This window comes from Bartonella queenslandensis (assembly GCF_018155095.1).
Taxonomy (GTDB): Bacteria; Pseudomonadota; Alphaproteobacteria; order Rhizobiales; family Rhizobiaceae; genus Bartonella; species Bartonella queenslandensis_B.
The window spans coordinates 262,571-280,853 of record NZ_NAAI01000002.1 but is presented as its reverse complement, the minus strand read 5'-3'; the positions used below and the strand labels follow the sequence as shown (position 1 = coordinate 280,853).

The following is an 18,283-nucleotide window of genomic DNA, read 5'->3' as shown; positions in this document are numbered from 1 at the left end:
TCAAAGTTTAGTAAAAATAAGACCAAACACATTTAAGAATGCTCAATCCAATCAGGAATATGATCACATTTCATCAATTGCGCATAATCAAGACGCGGACGAATAACCGCATAACGCGTATCTTGAACGAGAACTTCAGGGATCAAAAGTCGACTATTATAAGTACTTGCCATCACAGCACCATAAGCTCCAGCTTGCGTAATTGCCAAAAGATCACCAGGTGCCAAAATTGGCAAGCAACGATCTAATGCTAAATAATCACCAGTCTCACAAACGGAACCCACAATATCTGCACAAATAAGGGAAGCGTCTTTTGCTGCTTGTTTCACAAGGACGACATTCTGCCAAGCATCATAAAGCGTTGGACGCATCAGATCATTCATCGCCGCATCCACAATAACAAAATTCCGCCCCTGCCCCTTTTTTAAATAGAGGACAGAGGTTACCAACACACCAGCTTGACCTACAATGCTCCGCCCCGGCTCCACAACAATATTCATCCCTAAAGGAGCAATATGCTTCTTTACCAGTGCGGCATAATCAAAAGGGGAGGGTACAGTATGTTGTTCACAACCATAGGCAATACCAAGCCCGCCGCCAATATCTATATGCGTTATTGCATAACCATCACGCCACAATTGACGCACCAAATCTGCGATAATAATAAACGCCTCCTCAAACGGCTTTAAATCACAAATTTGACTGCCAATATGCATATCGATACCGCAAACCTGCAATCCAGGTAAAGAGATCGCCTTTTTGTAAGCTTCTCTTGCCAACAACAATGGAATACCAAACTTATTCTCAGATTTTCCTGTTGTAATTTTCTTATGAGTCTTTGCATCAACATCTGGATTAATGCGTAATGAAACACGTGCTGTTTTTGACAACGCAACAGCACGTTGTGACAACTGTTCAAGTTCCGGCTCTGATTCAACATTGAAACAATAAATATTCTGAGAAAGAGCAAAATCTATCTCTCTCACAGTTTTACCAACACCAGAATAAACAATACGATGCGCTGGAATACCAACCGCCAAGGCACGCCGTAATTCGCCTTCTGAAACCACATCAGCTCCTGCCCCATTTGCTGATAAAAGCCGTAAAACCGCTTGATTAGAATTCGCTTTAACCGCATAAGCAATCAGACTGGGCATTCCTTGAAATGCCTTTTGATAATCCTTAAAACGTGTGACTAATGCATGAGCTGAATAACAATAAAAAGGAGTCCCCACCTCCTGCGCAAGAATAGCAAGTGAACAACCCTCAGCATGAAGCATACCGTGATGATAGGAGAAAAAACTCACACTTTCCTCCTACTTTATCAAACGATCAAGAATAAAAGGTTGATCATCCTTACTTTTAGCAACAGATGTGTCCAACATAGATTTTTCCACACTTGTAAGAGGCGCCTCCAATGACCCTTTACGCCCACACCCAACGATACCCAAGCTCCCCAAAAGGACAATCATCAACCCCTTTACTATAATTTTCATCTGTCCTCTTTCTTCATCTTGATCTCTTTTTTACCTTTAAAATATAATCACTTAAACACTCACAAGATGCTTTTTCCAATACGCAATTTGCCGAAGAACTTCTGAAGAGGCTGTTCCTCCAAAGCTTTTACGACTTTCAACAGATTTTTCAACGGTCAAAACATCAAAAAGTGTTGCATTGATATCAGGATAAATTGCTTGAAGTTCATCTAATGATAAATCCTGAAGGCGACACTGTTTTTTTTCTGCCAATGCTACAGCACGCCCCGTTATGTGATGCGCTTCACGAAAAGGAATCCCTAATTCGCGTACAAGCCAATCAGCAAAATCGGTTGCTGTTGTATACTCTAAATTTGCCGCTTGTTTCATGACTTTTTTATTCACTTTCAAATCAGCAATCATTCCTGTCATTGCTGCTAATGATAATTCCAAACTCAAAGCCCCATCAAACACATACCCTTTATCTTCTTGCATATCCTTTGCATAAGCAAGCGGTAATCCTTTCATCACCGTTAACAATCCCATAAGCGCCCCATTCAATCGGCCTGCTTTCGCCCGTATTAACTCTGCCGCATCAGGATTTCTCTTTTGTGGCATAATAGACACCCCCGTTGAAAAAGCATCGGATAAATAAATAAAATGAAACTGCTCACTTGACCACAGAATGATTTCTTCTGCTAAACGCGAAAGATGCATGGCACAAAGAGCACCAGCACTTAAAAACTCCAATGCAAAATCACGATCAGAAACACTATCAATTGAATTGCGTGTAGGTTCCCGAAAACCTAGCTCTCGTGCTGTCATAAAGCGATCAATCGGAAAACTTGTTCCTGCCAAAGCCGCAGCCCCTAGAGGTGATTCATTCATTCGTTTAAAAGCATCATGCATCCGCGATAAATCTCGACCAAATATTTCAACATAAGCCATCATATAATGGCCCAATGTTATGGGTTGAGCTAATTGTAAATGTGTAAAGCTTGGCATATAGGTCTTGACATGTTGTTCTGCAAGAACAAGCAGTTGCTTTATCAATTCTTTTAAAGCTTGTGCTATTTTCTGCAATGCCTCACGTACCCACAACCGAAAATCAATAGCCACCTGATCATTGCGTGAACGCGCCGTATGCAAACGCCCAGCAACAGAACCAATCAACGCACTCAATCGCGCTTCAATATTCATATGAATATTTTCAAGCTTTCGTGAAAAAACAAATTTATCCTCTTCAATTTCTTGTAAAATAATTTTTAAACCATAAGAAATTTTTTCATAATCAGACTGTAAAATAATTTTGGTTTGCGCTAACATCGCAGCATGAGAGAGCAAACTTTTAATATCTTGGCGATAGAGTTTCTGATCAACATCAATTGAGGCGTTAATTTCTTCCATAACTGCAGCAGGTCCTTCGATAAACCGCCCTCCCCACATTTGGTTTTTTACCTTCTCATTTGTCATAGTCTAAAAATACCCATAAAAAGGATAAAAGTCATGATTCATCAAAGTCTTAATAGCTCAAAGAAGAAAAACAAAAAGTGGAAAGTTTTCATAACATTCTTTTTTGTTGCCATTATCGTAGTTGGTATCAGTTTATACGCAATAAAAAATCATCATGACAAGAGTGCCCCTTTTTCTACCAACTTTATTTCAAAAGAAAATACTAAAAAAATACAAGACAAAAAAATGATGGCCCTTCAAAAAGCCGCGACAGGTTTTTTTGCTCACATGCGATTTATTGATACACCCTTAGATATGAATATTCTCTCTTTTAAGGATATTAAAGGAAAAGACCATAAACTCGCTGAATTTAACGGAAAACTGACACTCATCAATCTATGGGCTATCTGGTGCGTTCCCTGCCGCACAGAAATGCCCGAACTAGCGCAATTAAAACGTGAATTGGGTGGAGAAAACTTCGATGTCATAGCGATTAATATTGATAAAACCGCTTCTCCTGAAAAAATTCAGCAATTTTTGCAAGATATTCACGCTGATAATTTAGTCTACTATCGCGATGAAACCATGAATATCTTCAACGACATGAGAAAACAAGGACTTGCTTTAGGATTACCGGTCACACTTCTCATTGATAAAAATGGTTATCTCATTGCTTCCTATAATGGTGCAGCGCCATGGGCCAATGACGATGCCAAAACACTTATAAAAGCTGTCATAAAAGAAGCACAATAACCTAATATCCGCCCCTTTTTAAACGTTGGATTGTTAAATCCAATGCTGACAAAAAAGCAGAGCGATCTTTACCACAAAAAGGGCGTGGTCCTCCTGTGACGTGCCCTTGCTCTCGCAAGTTTTCCATCAAATTGCGCATGACTAAAGCTTGACCTATTGAATTGGCATCAAAAATACGCCCCGTTGGCGAAAGACAAAACCCCCCAGACCGTACAACTCGTACTGCTAAAAGAATATCACTGGTAATAACGATACTGGCCTCATGCACATGTTCTACAATCCAATCATCAGCACTATCAAGCCCACCAGAAACAACGATTCTTTCAATGAGTTCTTCGTGGGGAAGAGAAAGAAAACGGTTCGCGACAATAAATGTCTTAAGCTGATAACGATTCATCACACGATAAATTTCATCTTTAACAGGACAGGCATCCGCATCAACCAACAAAGTAATGGCTGGTCTTATTCCTTGCCCTATCTTGTGGCTTTCATACGATCTACAGTTTTTTTCATTCATCTAGGAGCGTGCTCATAATTGCGATAAAACATTATTGCAGCGTTTATTTCACCCCCCAAAATAAAAATTGCGCTTAATATGTAAAGAAAAATAATGGCGACCATAATAGATGCTAACCCCGCATAAGTTGAAATATAGTCAAACATCGTTAAATATTGCGCAAAAGCAAGAGAAGCCATAAACCATACAAACATTGTCACCACGATTCCTGGTAAAATATCTATAAATTTCCGCTGCCCTGCTGGAAGCCATTTATGAACAATCAAAAGACTGATAAACAAAATAACGACCGCAATTGTATAACGCCATAAACGAATGACTCCAATATGTTCAGTCATAAAAAAAGGATGATTTTGCATAATTTTGATCAGCAAAGGCGCTAAAATCAATAAAAAGCTCATCACCACAAGACCAAAAGCGCCAAGGATCACAAAAAACAAACTTTGAAAACGACAAAACAACAAACTCCGTCGATCAGTAACACGGTAAGCTTTATTCAAGGCCGTACGCAAAGCTTCTATTCCATTAGAAGCAAAATAAGCCGTTCCAATGACAGAAAGCGTCAACACACCTCCTTGATGAAAGGTTAAAACATTGACAATTTCCTGAGATAAAGGCTCCGCAATGACATCGGGCAATAACTGTACCAACGCTTTAATTTTTTGCGGTGTATAGGTAAAAGCCCCGAGAAAACGAGCAAAAGATGTCCCAAAAATAAAAAAAGGGAAAAATGCTAAAAGCCCCGATAGCGCAACATGGCTTGCAAAAGCACTCCCATTATCACGCCAATAATGACTTATTGCATCACCAAAAATACGATAGCTATACCAAAAGATATTTTTCAACAAACCTCAATACTTTCTGGTAATATCCTTTTTTCAGTTATCTCACGCTTAAAAAAACCATCAAGACTTTAAAAACGAACATTTTTCAATATAAAGGGCAGTAATCCATGTGGTCAAGTCTCCCCCTCTCCAAAAACTGAAAAGCCAACAAATTTCACCAATCAAGTGTATTCTGTTGAAACGTTCCATTTTACATGAGAGCCCCACTCTATTAAAGAGTGCAAAAGAATAAAATATGAAGCAAAGATATTTTTATGAATGTTTTTTCACGTTTTAATGCTTGAATTAAAATAGAATAGATGGAAATGAGCTCCTACCTTTCCTTCTTTTATATTGTTCTCAAATAAAGTTGTTTTATCGCTTCAAAAGATCAATCAAACAGAGAAAATATTCCCACCCCAAACTAGCACAAAAAAGCTAAAAAAAGTGAACACACTGAATCATCTTAATATTTTTCTCAAACATGTTTCTGCATGTGCTTTGAATATTAATTTACAATCGACAACAATTGTAGAAACTTTATGAAAAAATCACATCATAAAATGAAAAATATACCAGCTACTGATTGGAAAATACCTTCCTGTTTTTATAAAACACTTTGCGAGACAACACTCATAATACACCTATCTTTGTATTGATTTACAGGAACTCATCCCCCCCTCTCCTTGAAAAACCCTTCGCAAATCTCTCAGGTTATATGCATGAAAATCAATTTGATGAGAATATAATTCTCGGCTTGATAACGTGAAGAGTAATACTATAGAAGAGTATTATAGGTCTTTACCATTAGCAATACGAAAGATTATTGAACAAAGTCTTTATCTTTCAAAAAAATGCTTTCATTCTTTTTACAGTCGTGATCCATTTAATAAAAATTGCATATCCATTGATAGTGAAATAAGTTAAACTTGAGCTATGTCTCTTTTCGCTCTCATTTATGCGCAATTTGCTAACCAAACCAACAAACGCCTCTCATAAAGGTACAAAAGCTATCTTAGAGCACAGAATATGAGAGATAAAATTAAGCAGCACCATTTATCGTCGTACAAATGACTGAGAACATCGCCGTATCTTTATCACAAGGCACGATTTAAAAGAACAGATATCTGAAAAGGCATGATAAGAATAAGCAAAATAACAGCGCAAAATTCAAAAGTCTCTTATTTTACATCCCCTCTTTAGAAACGTTATGACGCCCAAAATCAGGGGCATCAATTTCCTGTCCCACCGCAATGATATTACGACGCACAGCACGCGTACGGGTAAAAAAATTAAACAATGTTTCACCATCACCCAAACGAATTGCCTGTTCTAAAAAAGCAAGCCCTTCGCTAAAACGACCCAACATCTCTAAAATAGCCTCTTTATTATGCAAACAAATATCGCGCCACATAACAGGATCAGAAGATGCCAAACGTGTAAAATCACGAAAACCAGAAGCGGAATAAGCAATCACTTCCGAATTTGTTACTTTTTCTAAGTCACTTGCTGTTCCAACAGTATTATAGGCAATCAAATGCGGTAAATGCGAAACAATTGCCAAAACAAGATCATGATGCTTAGGCTCCATTTTTTCGACACGTGCACCACAAGCTTCCCAAAACGCTGTCAATCGTGCTACAGCCGCCGCATCACTCTCCGCAAAAGGCGTTAAAATACACCAGCGATTGATAAACAAATCAGCAAAACCAGCATCGGGCCCTGAATATTCTGTTCCAGCAATAGGATGCCCCGGAATAAAATGAACCGTTTTGGGCAATAAAGGCGCCATTTCTTTAATAACCAATTCTTTTGTAGAGCCAACATCACTCACAATCGCCCCCTGCTTTAAATGATCATGAATGTTTTTTGCCACCTCTGCACTCGCCCCAACAGGAACAGAGATAATAACGAGATCTGCGTCTACAACAGCCTCTGCATTATCCGTTGTATAAAAATCTCCAAGTTCCAATTCACGCGCTCTTTCCAGTGTTTCTTGACGACGCGTTGCAATAGAAATCTGAGCTGAAAGTTTTTTCTTCTTTATCACTCTTGCTAAAGAAGATCCAATCAGACCGATCCCGATGAGCGCTATTCTTTCAAATTGAATATGGGACATCTCTTACCTTTAAAGATTTTTTGCAAATGGCAACAAAGACAATTGTAAAAATCATCATTTTCCTGTTTGTTTGTTCAAGAGTTATGCGCAAAATATTAAAAAACGACTACTAGAGAATAAAGAATAACGCAGTTTATCAATCCTCACTCACGCAAACAAATAACAGATCATTTTTACCTAAAAAATGAAAAAAATACGTAACAAAAAATGCAACATCAAACTTCTAAATTCTCACTTCATGGCTTAACCGCATACAACGCATTGATCCGTAAAGATAATGACATTATTTTACATATTAATAAGATCTCCTAATACCGAAGAATTATTTTAAGTCTTCTTATGTTGTTCTGTCTTTTGCATCTCACAAGAGAGATAGCATATAGATAAAAACACTTAGAAAGAAGAAACAAAAAACCTCACCCTATCTAATTGCCAAGCATTATCGCAACATCAGAAACGAGCAAAGTATGTAATGAGTGCCAGTTTACATTTTTGTTAAGCATTAAAGCGGGAGTGCTCAATGAATTGTATTTACGAAAAGCTTTACCATTGTACCATTTAAGCACCGTTACGAAATAGGTACAGCCGTCATTGAAAAATGTTTTTAAGAAAGCGCATCATTTTTTAAAACAAATGCATTCTGTCACGTTCTTTTTTGTACGAAGAGCACTATGCCTTTAAAACTCTGTGAGCAAGCTTAATACTCCCCCTGTATTCTCATAAAAAATACCGAATACGTAAAATTTTATTTGACCCTTTATATCGCTAATCACTCATGTGATTTACTTCACTAAAGATTCTATGAACAAGCCTTGCTCTAAATAGAAAACACATTTGAGAAATCACCTTAAAAGGTGATTTTTCTTCAGACTTTACCCGATAACGCAACAACTGTAATTTCTTAAAATACCTTTTTTGCTGCACTTAAACAAAAATCATTATATTTTTAAATATGTTAAGCTGCCATTTGGCGTCGTGCGATAATTGTGAGTCCTAACAAAGCTTGACGAATGATAGCTTCACCCAAAAGCGGATTTTTACGGCTTTCTAAAACAGCACTCTGAATTCTTTCCATAGCGTAAGAAATCTGTTCTAACTTCCAATATTTTAAAGCTTGTTCAACGGTCTTTTTCCGTTGAAAAAAAATGGGAGGACGCGCTTGAGAAACCACTGTAACAGGTGATTTTCCTTCAACCTCTACCTGATAACGCAAGAGCTGTAATTGCTGAAAATGCCTTTGTGCTACACTTAAAATAAAAAAAAGCGCCCCCTGTAATGCTGCATGTCGGTTAAAATGCGCTTCAAAGCCTGATATATCGCCCAATAAGAGAGCATCAATGACTTCATCTTGAGAAAGAGCACTTACATCGCTTACAACAGCTTTCACATCTTCAAGAGTAATATGAACATTTGAAGCATAAAGACAAAGCTTCTCCAATTCACCGCGTGATACAAGACGATCTACCCCTAAGCTTTCATGCAACCATCTCCGTGCATCCAAAGAAAGAGTCTTCTTAAACTGGCCTAAAACCTCATCAATCAAACTGTCAAGAGAACGAATATCATCGGCAAAACAAGGCAAAGCCATTGCATTTGCTGCCGTTTCAATAGCATTACGCAACCCCGTTCCTTTTTTTAAATCCCCTGCCTCAATGAGAATAAAACTTTTTTCTGGTGGTTTCTCAATTAAAAGCTTCAAAGCTGCAAGAAACCCTTTTTGGTTAGCAGCATTAGAAATCCATATCAAACGGTCTCCCCCAAAAAGCGAAAAAGTACGCGCTTCATTTTCCAAACATGCGGGATCTTTATCAATTTCAGCAGCTTCCAAACGAATTGTTGAAAATGGATCTTCTATTGCAACCTTTGTAAGCTTCGCAAAACGTTGAGCACGTTCACAAATAAGACCACGATCTGGCCCATAAATGAGAACAATAGGAAAAGCACGTGAGAAGCGCGTTAGAAACTGATCAACCTCATGTGCTTTTTTCTGAGCCACACTATTAATCCATTAACAGTTCATCATCATCAAGAACTTCCCCGCGCACTTTCTGAAACATACCAATTAAATCATTAACATCCAAGCCCTTACGCTCTTCATGACAGACATCCAAAATCACTTTTCCACCATGCAACATCAATGTGCGATCGCCATAATCAAGAGCCTGACGCATAGAATGGGTTACCATAATAGTCGTTAATTTTTTCTCTTCAACGATTTTTTCAGTCAACCGCATTACAAAATCAGCCATTCCAGGATCAAGTGCTGAAGTATGTTCATCAAGTAATAAAACATCCGCATGAGCTAACGTTGCCATAACAAGACAAACGGCTTGGCGTTGTCCACCGGACAAACTATCCATAGGATTGTGAATATATGCTTCAAGACCAATGCCTAATTGAGCAATTTTCTCCCGAAAAAATTGTCTTTTTTCATGGTTTAAAGCTGAACGCAAACTACGACGATTTCCCCGAAGAGCAGCAAGAGCCAAATTTTCTTCAATTGTTAAAGAACCACAACTTCCCTTTAACGAATCTTGAAAAACACATGCAACCTTTCCAGCACGTTCGCTGACTGATTGCCTAGAAACATTTTGTCCATTGATAACCACTTTTCCTGTCGAGGGAAGCGTTGCGCCTGCTAAAACACTGAGCAATGTTGATTTACCCGCACCATTTGAACCGATAACCGTAACAAAACTCCCCTGATTAATTTTGAGGTTAATATCAATTAAAGCCTGTTTTTCCAAAGGCGTTTGCGGTTTAAATGTAACCCCAACATGAAAAAACTCAATCACGTTTACGCCTCCTCCAATAGCGTGGCACAATAAGAGTTAACACAACTAACAATGAAGTAATCAACTGAAGATCTGTCGATGTATCAATACCAATGCCATTTGCTTCAAAGGCAAATTGCACCGCCACACGATAAAGTACAGACCCCACAATACAGCTAATTATAATCCAAAAAATATTGCGCGTACGAAAGAGAGTTTCACCGATAATCACAGCGGCCAACCCAAAAACAATTGTACCAATTCCACCAGTAATATCCGTTGCGATAGCAGTTTGAATATAAAGAGAACCACCAAGAGCAACACAGGCATTGGAAAGCCCCATACCAAAATAAATCAATGCTGATGTATGAACACCTTGGGCCGTCGCCATGTTTGGATTAGCACCCATTGCGCGCATAGCAAGACCAATTTCACTTTCCAAAAAGCGCCAAATAAAAAATGCCACAACCAGCAATACAGTACCAACGAAAAGAGGACGTACAAAAATATCAGACAAACCAAACAGATTATAAAAGGGTGTTAAGGCTGTATCAGCAAGCGCTAAATTAATATTAGACCCTCCCATAATCCCCATAATACGAAGGTTAACGGTATAAAGCGCTGACATTATTAAAATGGAAGCCAAAAGATTCAAAATGCCAAAACGCAAATTCAATAGAGCTGTTAGTAAACCAGCCGCCATACCTGCACAAAAAGCGCATGCCATAGCTGTCCATGGATTAAAACCTAAAAGAATCAAAACACCACAAACACAGGATCCAAGAAGAAACGAACCATCAACCGTTAAATCAGGAAAATCCAAAACGCGAAATGAGAGATAAACCCCTATAGCAACAAACGCGTAAATAAGGCCTAATTCTACAGCACCAGAAAACGCAAATATATTCATGTAAAGACAATCCCCATGAAAATTTAACGGTTTTTATTGTATCAACATCTTATCAACAAAAGTCATTGAATCACTTTTGTCGCACGATCAATAACCGCCTGCGGAATAACAATTCCCGCCTTTTCTGCTGCTTTCATATCAATTCGAATGTCATTATTAGCTGCCTGCACAATATCAATATCACCAGGTTTTTCACCCTTTAGAATACGCACGACCAATTTTCCAGCATCAACCCCTACATCATAGAAATTCACACCTTGCGTCATAAAAGGCCCACGTCCAATAGTATTAGCATCAACAGTAAATACAGGCATATTGGCTTCATCTGAAACCTTTATTGCACCTTCCAAAACAGAAAGAACTGTATTATCAGCAGGAATAAAAATAATATCAACCTTACCGATTAAAGCACGTGTTGCTGCCTGAACATCTGAAGGCTTTGGAGCCGACGAAGGAATAATTTCAATTCCAGCTTTTTTTGCTACATCCTTTAACGTTTTAAGTGTTGAAACAGAATTTGCTTCAGAAGCATTATAAAGATAACCAATTTTTTTCAAATCTGGTTTTACTTCTTGCAAAAGTCTGACACTTTCTGCAACATCTATACGATCAGAACTCCCTGTCATATTACCACCAGGTTTCGTCAGAGAAGAAACGATTTTAGCTCCGATAGGATCAGAAATTGCTGCAAAGACGATAGGAATTGTTTTTGTTGCCGCAAGCATCGTTTGTGCTGAAGGCGTGGTAATTGCTACAATCACATCGGGTTTATCACCAACAAATTTACGTGCAATTTGCGTTGCTGTTGAAATATTACCCTGCGCCGATAAAAAGGTAAGTTGAAAATTTTCACCTTGCTTATAACCATTTTCTGCAAGAACATCTTCCACACCTTTACGAACAGCATCCGCAGCAGGATGGACCATAATTTGCGTTATTGCAACTTTAACGTGTTTAACTTGATCATCTGATTTTGCAACACTGTTCATCATAAAAACGGCAGCAATGACAATCCCTAATATATTTATTCTCTTCAACATTATATTCCACCCCTCTCCATGCAAAAATTAAAAAAAGAATAATTTATCGCTGAAGAATTTTATAAAATCAATCTTTATTTTATCGAAACATAGACAAAATAAATCAAACTGAAATGATATTTTTTTGTTGCAATTCGTAGAAGCCTACGCCATACAGGCAGAGTATATATCGAATCGGTGAGCGGGTGTAGCTCAGGGGTAGAGCACAACCTTGCCAAGGTTGGGGTCGTGGGTTCGAATCCCATCGCCCGCTCCATTGAATTTTGTATTTATTTGTTCCTGCGTTGTAGGTTGTATGTAGCTTGTCATCGGGTTTTGCAAAATTTGACAGTAGGTTTTGCATCAATTTATTTTTTTCAAACGATTTTCAGAGACAGTTTTCTGAGCTTTAAAAGGTTTTTTTAAAATCCCCGAAGGGTTTTCAAAGTCTTCTCTCATTTTTACTGTAAAATTTCGATTTTGATAGTTTTTCACTCTTTTGGGCAATTTGAGGTTTCAAAATCTATTTTAACAAAACACGCTTTTAATGTTAAATTTTATCCATAAAAACAGCAAATTATCACGTATTCGTAACCAATCACACCTCTTCCCACTTAATGCAAAACCTCTTGTAAAATTACATTTTGTATATTTTACAGCAGCTTTTGTACCAATTTATTTTGTTTCAAACGATTTTAAATAGTTCTCAAAGACATTTCAAAGAATTTTCAAAATTTTTTTAATTCATAATTTCTTGTGAAACGTCTAGACTTAGATCACCAGATAACAATTTTTAGCTTAGACAATTTTTCTGGGAAGTTATCGTTGTCTATGAGATTATTAAAGCGTGTAAAATAAGCTTGAAGAATAAGATGAACACTTTCCATTGGGTTCATAGCATTTTTAACAACGATAACTTTAGCTTTGCCAGTAGCATTTTTCCAAAGGTATTGATCCCAAAAGGTATTGATCATTGTCTCTTGCCATTCTGATTCGAGGATAATTTTTCTAGTATTGACGGCAGATCTTTTGCAATTTTGTAGGTTATAGAAGCTCATGTAAAAGAATTTTGAATAACCTTTGAGCTAAAAAATCAATTTAAAATGATGAGCAATGACAAGAAAAACAAATGTTAAACAAATCAAAACTTAACTTATCGTGAGAGAATAATTTTTTTCAAAGATACATTTACCGAAATTTTGCCCCCAAATAAAGGTTATTGATTTTTCAAATGAAGTAGCTCTGCTAATTCAACATTTACTTCAGACACACCCAATACTATCTCGCTAAAAATTGACAAGATAACTGTAGACGAAGCAAAATCTATAATAATCAATTTCTTTTACGAGCTTTAGCTTGGTGGGTTAAACCTCATTCATCTCATTATAAAGTTAATGAAGTTCTCTTAAATCACTGGCTTAAAACATGTTGAAACAGAAGTAAGAATGGCGGCTTTAACGCAAGATATAGACTCACATGTTACTTCTATGCCTGATAATTTTAAAACCAAAGCAGTTGAATCACTTCAAGGTTTTATAGATTACGGAAATTTTATAGCGTCAGTCTTCGAACCTGTTGATGAAGAGACAGTCATATTTTATGAAACAATCGGTCGTTGTTATAAAAAAGACCATAACGTAGATATGCTTGTGGGTTATATAAATAACAATCCTGTAGCAATATGTTTTTGTATTAAAACGGATAGATTCGTTGGCGTGTATGATATTGTCACCAATCCATATTTTCAAAAAAGAGGGTTTGGAACATTCATGACAGAAATTGCTATTGAACATTTAAAATGTCATGTTATTGGTATGCAAGCATCACACGAGGCTATCAACATTTATAAAAAATTGGGTTTTATAAACTTTCGTGAATTCAAAATTTATTCCAATAAACACATGATCATTTAGCCACAAACTTTTTTGATACATCAATCAAAGAGGATTTATTATTTTCAGCAGAACTTAAATAGAGCCAACCAATCTATACAATCGAGGAAATTTGGCAAATCTTCCTTAATGCTGATAGTGAAAAACTTGAAAGAAACTATTTAAAATCACAATTTCGTTATAGTTTATTAGGCAATTTCTCTATTCGTCAATTGATAGAAAAAACTCCGCTTTATAAGATAACCAAAAGAGCTTAAAAGACCTTTCAAAGCGCATTTAAAAATCCCTTAGTTTCTTATTTAACCTCTAAAATTGCCTCTGAAACAAACAGGATACATTAATTGTAAAAATATATAAAAGAAACAAATTATAAAATTTTTTCTCTCATTCTTCTCAAGTACAAAATAACAGTGCGCTAACATTTATCAGTCATAAGTCCAAAATAGCAATATAATGACGAAACAAATTCATAGAATGAAGATTTTTATAATCAATTATTTGTATCAATCTTTCCACAACGCATAAAAATGGTGAAGCGGTCCTCGCCCTTTCCCTACTTTTAAATCATTTGAGGCAGTTAAAGCGCCATGTAAATAATCTTTTGCTTGCTTAACGGCACGATCCAAAGGTTGTGTAGGTAACAGAGCTGCGATGGCAGCAGAAATGGTACAGCCTGTCCCGTGATCATGAGTGGTTGGAAGACGAGAAGCTTCAAGCATAACAAGATTTTCACAATCACAATAAAGATCTGGACTAGAACAATGATAATTTTCTGTACTATTTCTGGTAAGCGTATTTAAATGTCCCCCCTTTAATAAAACGGCATGACACCCTAGCGCTAGGAGTCGTGGAGCATATTGATACATAGTCTCTAAAGACCATTGCACTTCACAACCCAATAACAGTGCAGCTTCAGGCAAATTTGGCGTGATCAAAGTTGACATCGGAACAAGAACATCACGCATAATTTCAATGGTATCAGGCTTTAAAAGAACATCACCACTTTTTGCAACCATAACCGGATCAAAAACAATGAAACGCGCTTTATGATAAGCGAGACGTTCTGCAATAGCCTGTGCAATCTGAGCATTTGCAACCATACCAATTTTAACGGCATCAACATGGATGTCCTCAAAAACAGAATCAATTTGATCTGCAACAAAAGAAGCATCTAATGCCTGAAAAGAACGTACACCCTGAGTGTTTTGTGCAACAACAGCTGTCACCACACTCATGCCATAAGTTTTCATAGCTGAAAAAACTTTCAAATCCGCTTGCATTCCAGCACCACCAGAAGGATCTGTTCCCGCAATAGATAAAATCCGTGGAATAAAAAGTTTATCTTTTTGTGATTCCATTAACCTCTTTCCTTCTTTATTTTAAATACTGGAAACTGAGTCACCCAAAAAATAGATACCTGAAAAAACATAAAGAAGATGTTTTCTCATCTGAATTATATTATATACAAAATCTTCTTATTATAGATATAAAATGGAAAATATAGTGCTTATCCTTCGTTCTATTCTTTTTACGTTCGCTTTTTATACAACAACTTTCATACAGATGATTCTTTACGCTCCGGTTTATTTTTTAATGCCCCGAAAAAAGGCATGGATCGTCCCTAAGACATGGGCGCGCGTTACACTCTTTTTGCAAAAATACATCGCGGGCACACGTTATGAAATTGAAGGATTAGAAAATCTCCCCAAAGGAGCCTATATTATTGCTCCAAAGCATCAATCTGCATGGGAAACCTTCAGTCTTGTTCCCTATTTTGATGATCCCACTCTCATTTTAAAACGTGAATTGATGTGGATTCCATTGTTTGGCTGGTATATGGCAAAAACACAAATTATCCCCATTAACCGCACAACGCCCATAAAAGCCTTAAAAATGGTTATACAAAAAGCAAAAGAGAAAGTAAAACAAGGACGCCAAATCTTAATTTTTCCGGAAGGAACACGCCGACAACCGGGTCAAGAACCAGATTATAAGTCAGGAATTGTCGCACTCTATAATGAATTGGGACTTCAAGTTGTCCCTATTGCACACAATGCAGGTTTATATTGGCCACGCAATAATTTCCGCCGCTATCCCGGAACAATTCGTGTTCGTATTCTTCCTCCAATAGAAGCTGGTTTAAGCAAACGTGACTTTCTGGATCAACTTGTCCAAAAAACTGAAGAAGCGTGCGATGAACTGCTTCTCTTAGCAGCTCAAGATCCTACCCCTCCTCCTATGCCACCACAAGCTGCTCAAAAGCTTCAAAAACTAAAATATCATGAAGCACAATCTTGATTAGTAAAAAACAGCACTTTGTATATTAAATGAAGCAGATGAAACAGAAATATAAGGGAAATATTTCAAATTTTCTCATTCAAAATTATAAAACACATGGATATTATAAAAAATGATCAATATATGAATTTTTTTGAGAAAAAATTCTTCCTCTCTTTAAAATCGTTTAAATAGCATACAGTATATTAGTGATATTTTATGTTAAACAATAACATCCAATAGAATAAAATTACTTTTTTCTTATATTGAATCAATTATCTGCCGTCACAAATGAAATTAATGTATAGGCAAAAATTGTTAAAGCAAAATATATAAACACCTCTCATAGCCCCTCTTAATATAAGGGTTATTTTAAAGAGGCATCTTGGCACCCCACCCCATTTCATAACATTGGCTACGAATGGGATAATGGTAAATCTGTTGAGCATTCCATCTTTACGCTTGTAAAGCAGCAAGCCTGAACCCTCACCCCCTTTACCAATGCCCAAATTGCGATAGCCTTTACTTAAGACAGTTCATAAGAGGTATTTTTCTTATATGGTTCTAAACAGCTCTTTCCCGCTTGTAACGTACAAGCGGATAGTTTTGATTTATTCAAACCTTGGAACATATGTGGAATGAAAGAAACTGACGATATTCAAGGGTCTCATTAAACATGTAAAACAGTAAACGATTATCATAAACCAAATATATTAAATAATAGAATAACAAACAAAATGTATAATTAAACGAGCTTTTCTCTTTCTGAAAAATAATAATATCTTCAAAAAAATTAAATCTTGTATAATCTTTATTATTTAAAAAGTATTTTTTGAGATATTTAAGCCATCAAACCAAATTCAAGGGGAAAATAAATATGAGTGTTGGTTTTTATTCCTAATACATAACTCAATACAGCAATTAACTATCTGTCCTCTCTATCCTGGACTTAACAGCTTTGTATTCTACATTAAAACAATTCTAAATAATGAATAAAAAGGAACTGGGTTTAAATTAATGCGACGCCTCTTTTATAATTTATTTTTTTCTTTCATCTTGAGTTTGTCGAGCACTTTTTCTTTAGCGCAGCCTTTTATTTCTGTTGATGTTACAACGGGACATATCTTAAAACATAATCAAGCTTTTGAGCGTTGGTATCCAGCTTCCTTAACAAAATTAATGACTGCTTATGTTATTTTTCGCGCCATGAGTCGAGGGGAAATTTCACCCAACAAACCTATCACCATCAGCGAATATGCCGCAAAAGCTCCTTCGTATCGTTCAGGTTATAAAGCTGGTTCTGTCCTCACACTTGATACAGCCTTAAGTATCACCATGGTTAAATCTACCAATGATTTGGCCATTGCCATGAGTGAAGCCATTGCTGGTTCACAAAAAGCTTTTGTACGCAAAATGAATAGCGAAGCTAAACGTTTAGGCATGTTTGGCACCCATTTTGCGAACGCAAGTGGTTTACCAGACCCTCAAAACTATTCCACCGCACGCGATATTGCTCTTTTAGCCGTCCAAATACGTCGTGAATTTCCACAGTATTCCCATTATTTTTCTATTCCAGCCATTGATTTTGGTAATAACCGAAAAATCCAGCATAACTCAAACAACCTGATTGGCCGTTTTTATGGAATAGACGGTATGAAAACAGGGTTTATTTGCGCCTCTGGTTTTAATCTTGTTGCCTCAGCTACTCGCAATAAACGTACAATTATTGCTGTCATTCTAGGCGCCAATAACATAAGTGAAAGGGAAGAAAAAGCGGCACAACTTCTTGAAATAGGATTTTTGCATCAAGGAAGCCCTCAATTAACACTAGCAACATTAAAGCCTTATGGAAGTAACATAACACAAGCCAATGATATGAGACAACAAACATGCACGCCTGAAGCCATAAAAATGCACGCCAATTCATATGATGATCAAGGAAATATTATTCTCATCTCACCTTTTATCACGGCTCCACCTTCTTTTTCTGATCCTTTAGTCGTACACCTCATTCGTACGCCACAGACACCCAAAATGACCGTAAAACCACTAAGAAAACCCCATAGTCTGTCTAAAAGAAGTGCAAACTATTCTATAAAAAAGCCGTAAGCCATAATCTATAAGTTAATTATAATAAGTTGATTTATAATGATAATTTATGCACCTTATATCAGAAGAACAAATATCGTAAGGTCTTCTCATTTCAAATCTGTATCTATCGAATCAATTAAAATCTGTCTCTTACACATCACGAGATGGATGAATATAGAG

Annotated in this window: 16 protein-coding genes and 1 tRNA gene; 5 read left to right on the top strand and 12 right to left on the bottom strand. The window is 36.8% G+C overall.

Going from position 1 to position 18,283, the window contains the following annotated elements; all coding sequences use genetic code 11:
- Positions 1-32: 32 nt before the first annotated feature.
- From lysA to argH, 3 genes are read right to left on the bottom strand one after another with little or no spacing between them, the layout of a single operon-like run.
- Entirely contained in the window at positions 33-1,307 is a 1,275-nt protein-coding gene (gene lysA, locus B5V81_RS02395; RefSeq protein ID WP_212111828.1) for a diaminopimelate decarboxylase, read from the bottom strand.
- A gap of 9 nt (positions 1,308-1,316) precedes the next feature.
- Positions 1,317-1,496, bottom strand: coding sequence for a lipoprotein (locus B5V81_RS02390; protein ID WP_212111826.1), 180 nt, complete (start codon positions 1,494-1,496; stop codon positions 1,317-1,319).
- Between the two features lie 51 nt (positions 1,497-1,547).
- Positions 1,548-2,948 carry an argininosuccinate lyase gene (gene argH / locus B5V81_RS02385; RefSeq protein ID WP_212111825.1) on the bottom strand — a complete coding sequence of 467 codons (1,401 nt, stop codon included), beginning with the start codon at positions 2,946-2,948 and terminating at the stop codon, positions 1,548-1,550.
- A gap of 33 nt (positions 2,949-2,981) precedes the next feature.
- Between argH and B5V81_RS02380 the strand changes: the two genes are divergently transcribed.
- Positions 2,982-3,680, top strand: a complete 699-nt coding sequence (locus tag B5V81_RS02380; protein ID WP_212111823.1) for a TlpA family protein disulfide reductase — start codon at positions 2,982-2,984, stop codon at positions 3,678-3,680.
- Between the two features lies 1 nt (position 3,681).
- On the opposite strand, the gene B5V81_RS02375 is transcribed toward B5V81_RS02380, so the two are convergent.
- From B5V81_RS02375 to B5V81_RS02345, 7 genes are all read right to left on the bottom strand, one after another.
- Entirely contained in the window at positions 3,682-4,197 is a 516-nt protein-coding gene (locus B5V81_RS02375) for a YaiI/YqxD family protein (protein WP_212111821.1), read from the bottom strand.
- Positions 4,194-5,045: a YihY/virulence factor BrkB family protein gene (locus B5V81_RS02370; RefSeq protein ID WP_212111819.1), complete on the bottom strand. Its 852-nt coding sequence runs from the start codon at positions 5,043-5,045 to the stop codon at positions 4,194-4,196. The genes B5V81_RS02375 and B5V81_RS02370 overlap by 4 nt, the downstream gene beginning before the upstream one ends.
- Positions 5,046-6,207: 1,162 nt before the next feature.
- Positions 6,208-7,140 carry a prephenate/arogenate dehydrogenase family protein gene (locus tag B5V81_RS02365; protein ID WP_212111818.1) on the bottom strand — a complete coding sequence of 311 codons (933 nt, stop codon included), beginning with the start codon at positions 7,138-7,140 and terminating at the stop codon, positions 6,208-6,210.
- A 955-nt stretch (positions 7,141-8,095) separates the two neighbouring features.
- Entirely contained in the window at positions 8,096-9,136 is a 1,041-nt protein-coding gene (gene holA / locus B5V81_RS02360) for a DNA polymerase III subunit delta (RefSeq protein ID WP_212111816.1), read from the bottom strand.
- Between the two features lie 4 nt (positions 9,137-9,140).
- A complete protein-coding gene (locus tag B5V81_RS02355; RefSeq protein ID WP_212111814.1) occupies positions 9,141-9,935 on the bottom strand; it encodes an ABC transporter ATP-binding protein in 795 nt (264 codons plus the stop codon).
- On the bottom strand, positions 9,928-10,824 hold the full coding sequence (locus B5V81_RS02350; RefSeq protein ID WP_212111813.1) for an ABC transporter permease: 897 nt from the start codon (positions 10,822-10,824) through the stop codon (positions 9,928-9,930). Before B5V81_RS02350 ends, B5V81_RS02355 begins: the two co-directional genes overlap by 8 nt.
- 62 nt (positions 10,825-10,886) lie before the next feature.
- The gene (locus B5V81_RS02345; RefSeq protein WP_212111811.1) at positions 10,887-11,864 is read right to left on the bottom strand and encodes an ABC transporter substrate-binding protein; all 978 of its coding nucleotides are present in this window, start codon (positions 11,862-11,864) and stop codon (positions 10,887-10,889) included.
- A gap of 181 nt (positions 11,865-12,045) precedes the next feature.
- Between B5V81_RS02345 and B5V81_RS02340 the strand changes: the two genes are divergently transcribed.
- Positions 12,046-12,120: transfer RNA gene (locus B5V81_RS02340), tRNA-Gly, on the top strand.
- Positions 12,121-12,619: 499 nt separating this feature from the next.
- Here B5V81_RS02340 and B5V81_RS02335 read toward each other — a convergent pair.
- Positions 12,620-12,817 carry a hypothetical protein gene (locus tag B5V81_RS02335; protein WP_212111809.1) on the bottom strand — a complete coding sequence of 66 codons (198 nt, stop codon included), beginning with the start codon at positions 12,815-12,817 and terminating at the stop codon, positions 12,620-12,622.
- A gap of 471 nt (positions 12,818-13,288) precedes the next feature.
- Between B5V81_RS02335 and B5V81_RS08745 the strand changes: the two genes are divergently transcribed.
- Entirely contained in the window at positions 13,289-13,756 is a 468-nt protein-coding gene (locus B5V81_RS08745) for a GNAT family N-acetyltransferase (protein WP_244979340.1), read from the top strand.
- Positions 13,757-14,238: 482 nt separating this feature from the next.
- Here the strand turns inward: B5V81_RS08745 and thiD are convergent, their stop codons facing one another.
- Complete coding sequence (gene thiD, locus B5V81_RS02325; protein WP_212111807.1) at positions 14,239-15,093, bottom strand: bifunctional hydroxymethylpyrimidine kinase/phosphomethylpyrimidine kinase; 855 nt, start codon at positions 15,091-15,093, stop codon at positions 14,239-14,241.
- 133 nt (positions 15,094-15,226) lie between these two features.
- Here thiD and B5V81_RS02320 point away from each other — a divergent pair, with 133 nt between their 5' ends.
- Positions 15,227-16,033: a lysophospholipid acyltransferase family protein gene (locus B5V81_RS02320; RefSeq protein WP_212111804.1), complete on the top strand. Its 807-nt coding sequence runs from the start codon at positions 15,227-15,229 to the stop codon at positions 16,031-16,033.
- 996 nt (positions 16,034-17,029) lie between these two features.
- Complete coding sequence (locus tag B5V81_RS02315) at positions 17,030-18,121, top strand: D-alanyl-D-alanine carboxypeptidase family protein (RefSeq protein ID WP_212111803.1); 1,092 nt, start codon at positions 17,030-17,032, stop codon at positions 18,119-18,121.
- Positions 18,122-18,283: the final 162 nt, after the last annotated feature.

Coding starts and splice junctions, on each gene's coding strand:
- B5V81_RS02390 (WP_212111826.1), bottom strand. CDS start 1,496: ATGAAAATTATAGTAAAGGGGTTGATGATTGTCCTTTTGGGGAGCTTG.
- argH (WP_212111825.1), bottom strand. CDS start 2,948: ATGACAAATGAGAAGGTAAAAAACCAAATGTGGGGAGGGCGGTTTATC.
- B5V81_RS02380 (WP_212111823.1), top strand. CDS start 2,982: ATGATTCATCAAAGTCTTAATAGCTCAAAGAAGAAAAACAAAAAGTGG.
- B5V81_RS02375 (WP_212111821.1), bottom strand. CDS start 4,197: ATGAATGAAAAAAACTGTAGATCGTATGAAAGCCACAAGATAGGGCAA.
- B5V81_RS02365 (WP_212111818.1), bottom strand. CDS start 7,140: ATGTCCCATATTCAATTTGAAAGAATAGCGCTCATCGGGATCGGTCTG.
- B5V81_RS02350 (WP_212111813.1), bottom strand. CDS start 10,824: ATGAATATATTTGCGTTTTCTGGTGCTGTAGAATTAGGCCTTATTTAC.
- B5V81_RS02345 (WP_212111811.1), bottom strand. CDS start 11,864: ATGTTGAAGAGAATAAATATATTAGGGATTGTCATTGCTGCCGTTTTT.
- B5V81_RS02335 (WP_212111809.1), bottom strand. CDS start 12,817: ATGATCAATACCTTTTGGGATCAATACCTTTGGAAAAATGCTACTGGC.
- B5V81_RS08745 (WP_244979340.1), top strand. CDS start 13,289: ATGGCGGCTTTAACGCAAGATATAGACTCACATGTTACTTCTATGCCT.
- thiD (WP_212111807.1), bottom strand. CDS start 15,093: ATGGAATCACAAAAAGATAAACTTTTTATTCCACGGATTTTATCTATT.
- B5V81_RS02320 (WP_212111804.1), top strand. CDS start 15,227: ATGGAAAATATAGTGCTTATCCTTCGTTCTATTCTTTTTACGTTCGCT.
- B5V81_RS02315 (WP_212111803.1), top strand. CDS start 17,030: ATGCGACGCCTCTTTTATAATTTATTTTTTTCTTTCATCTTGAGTTTG.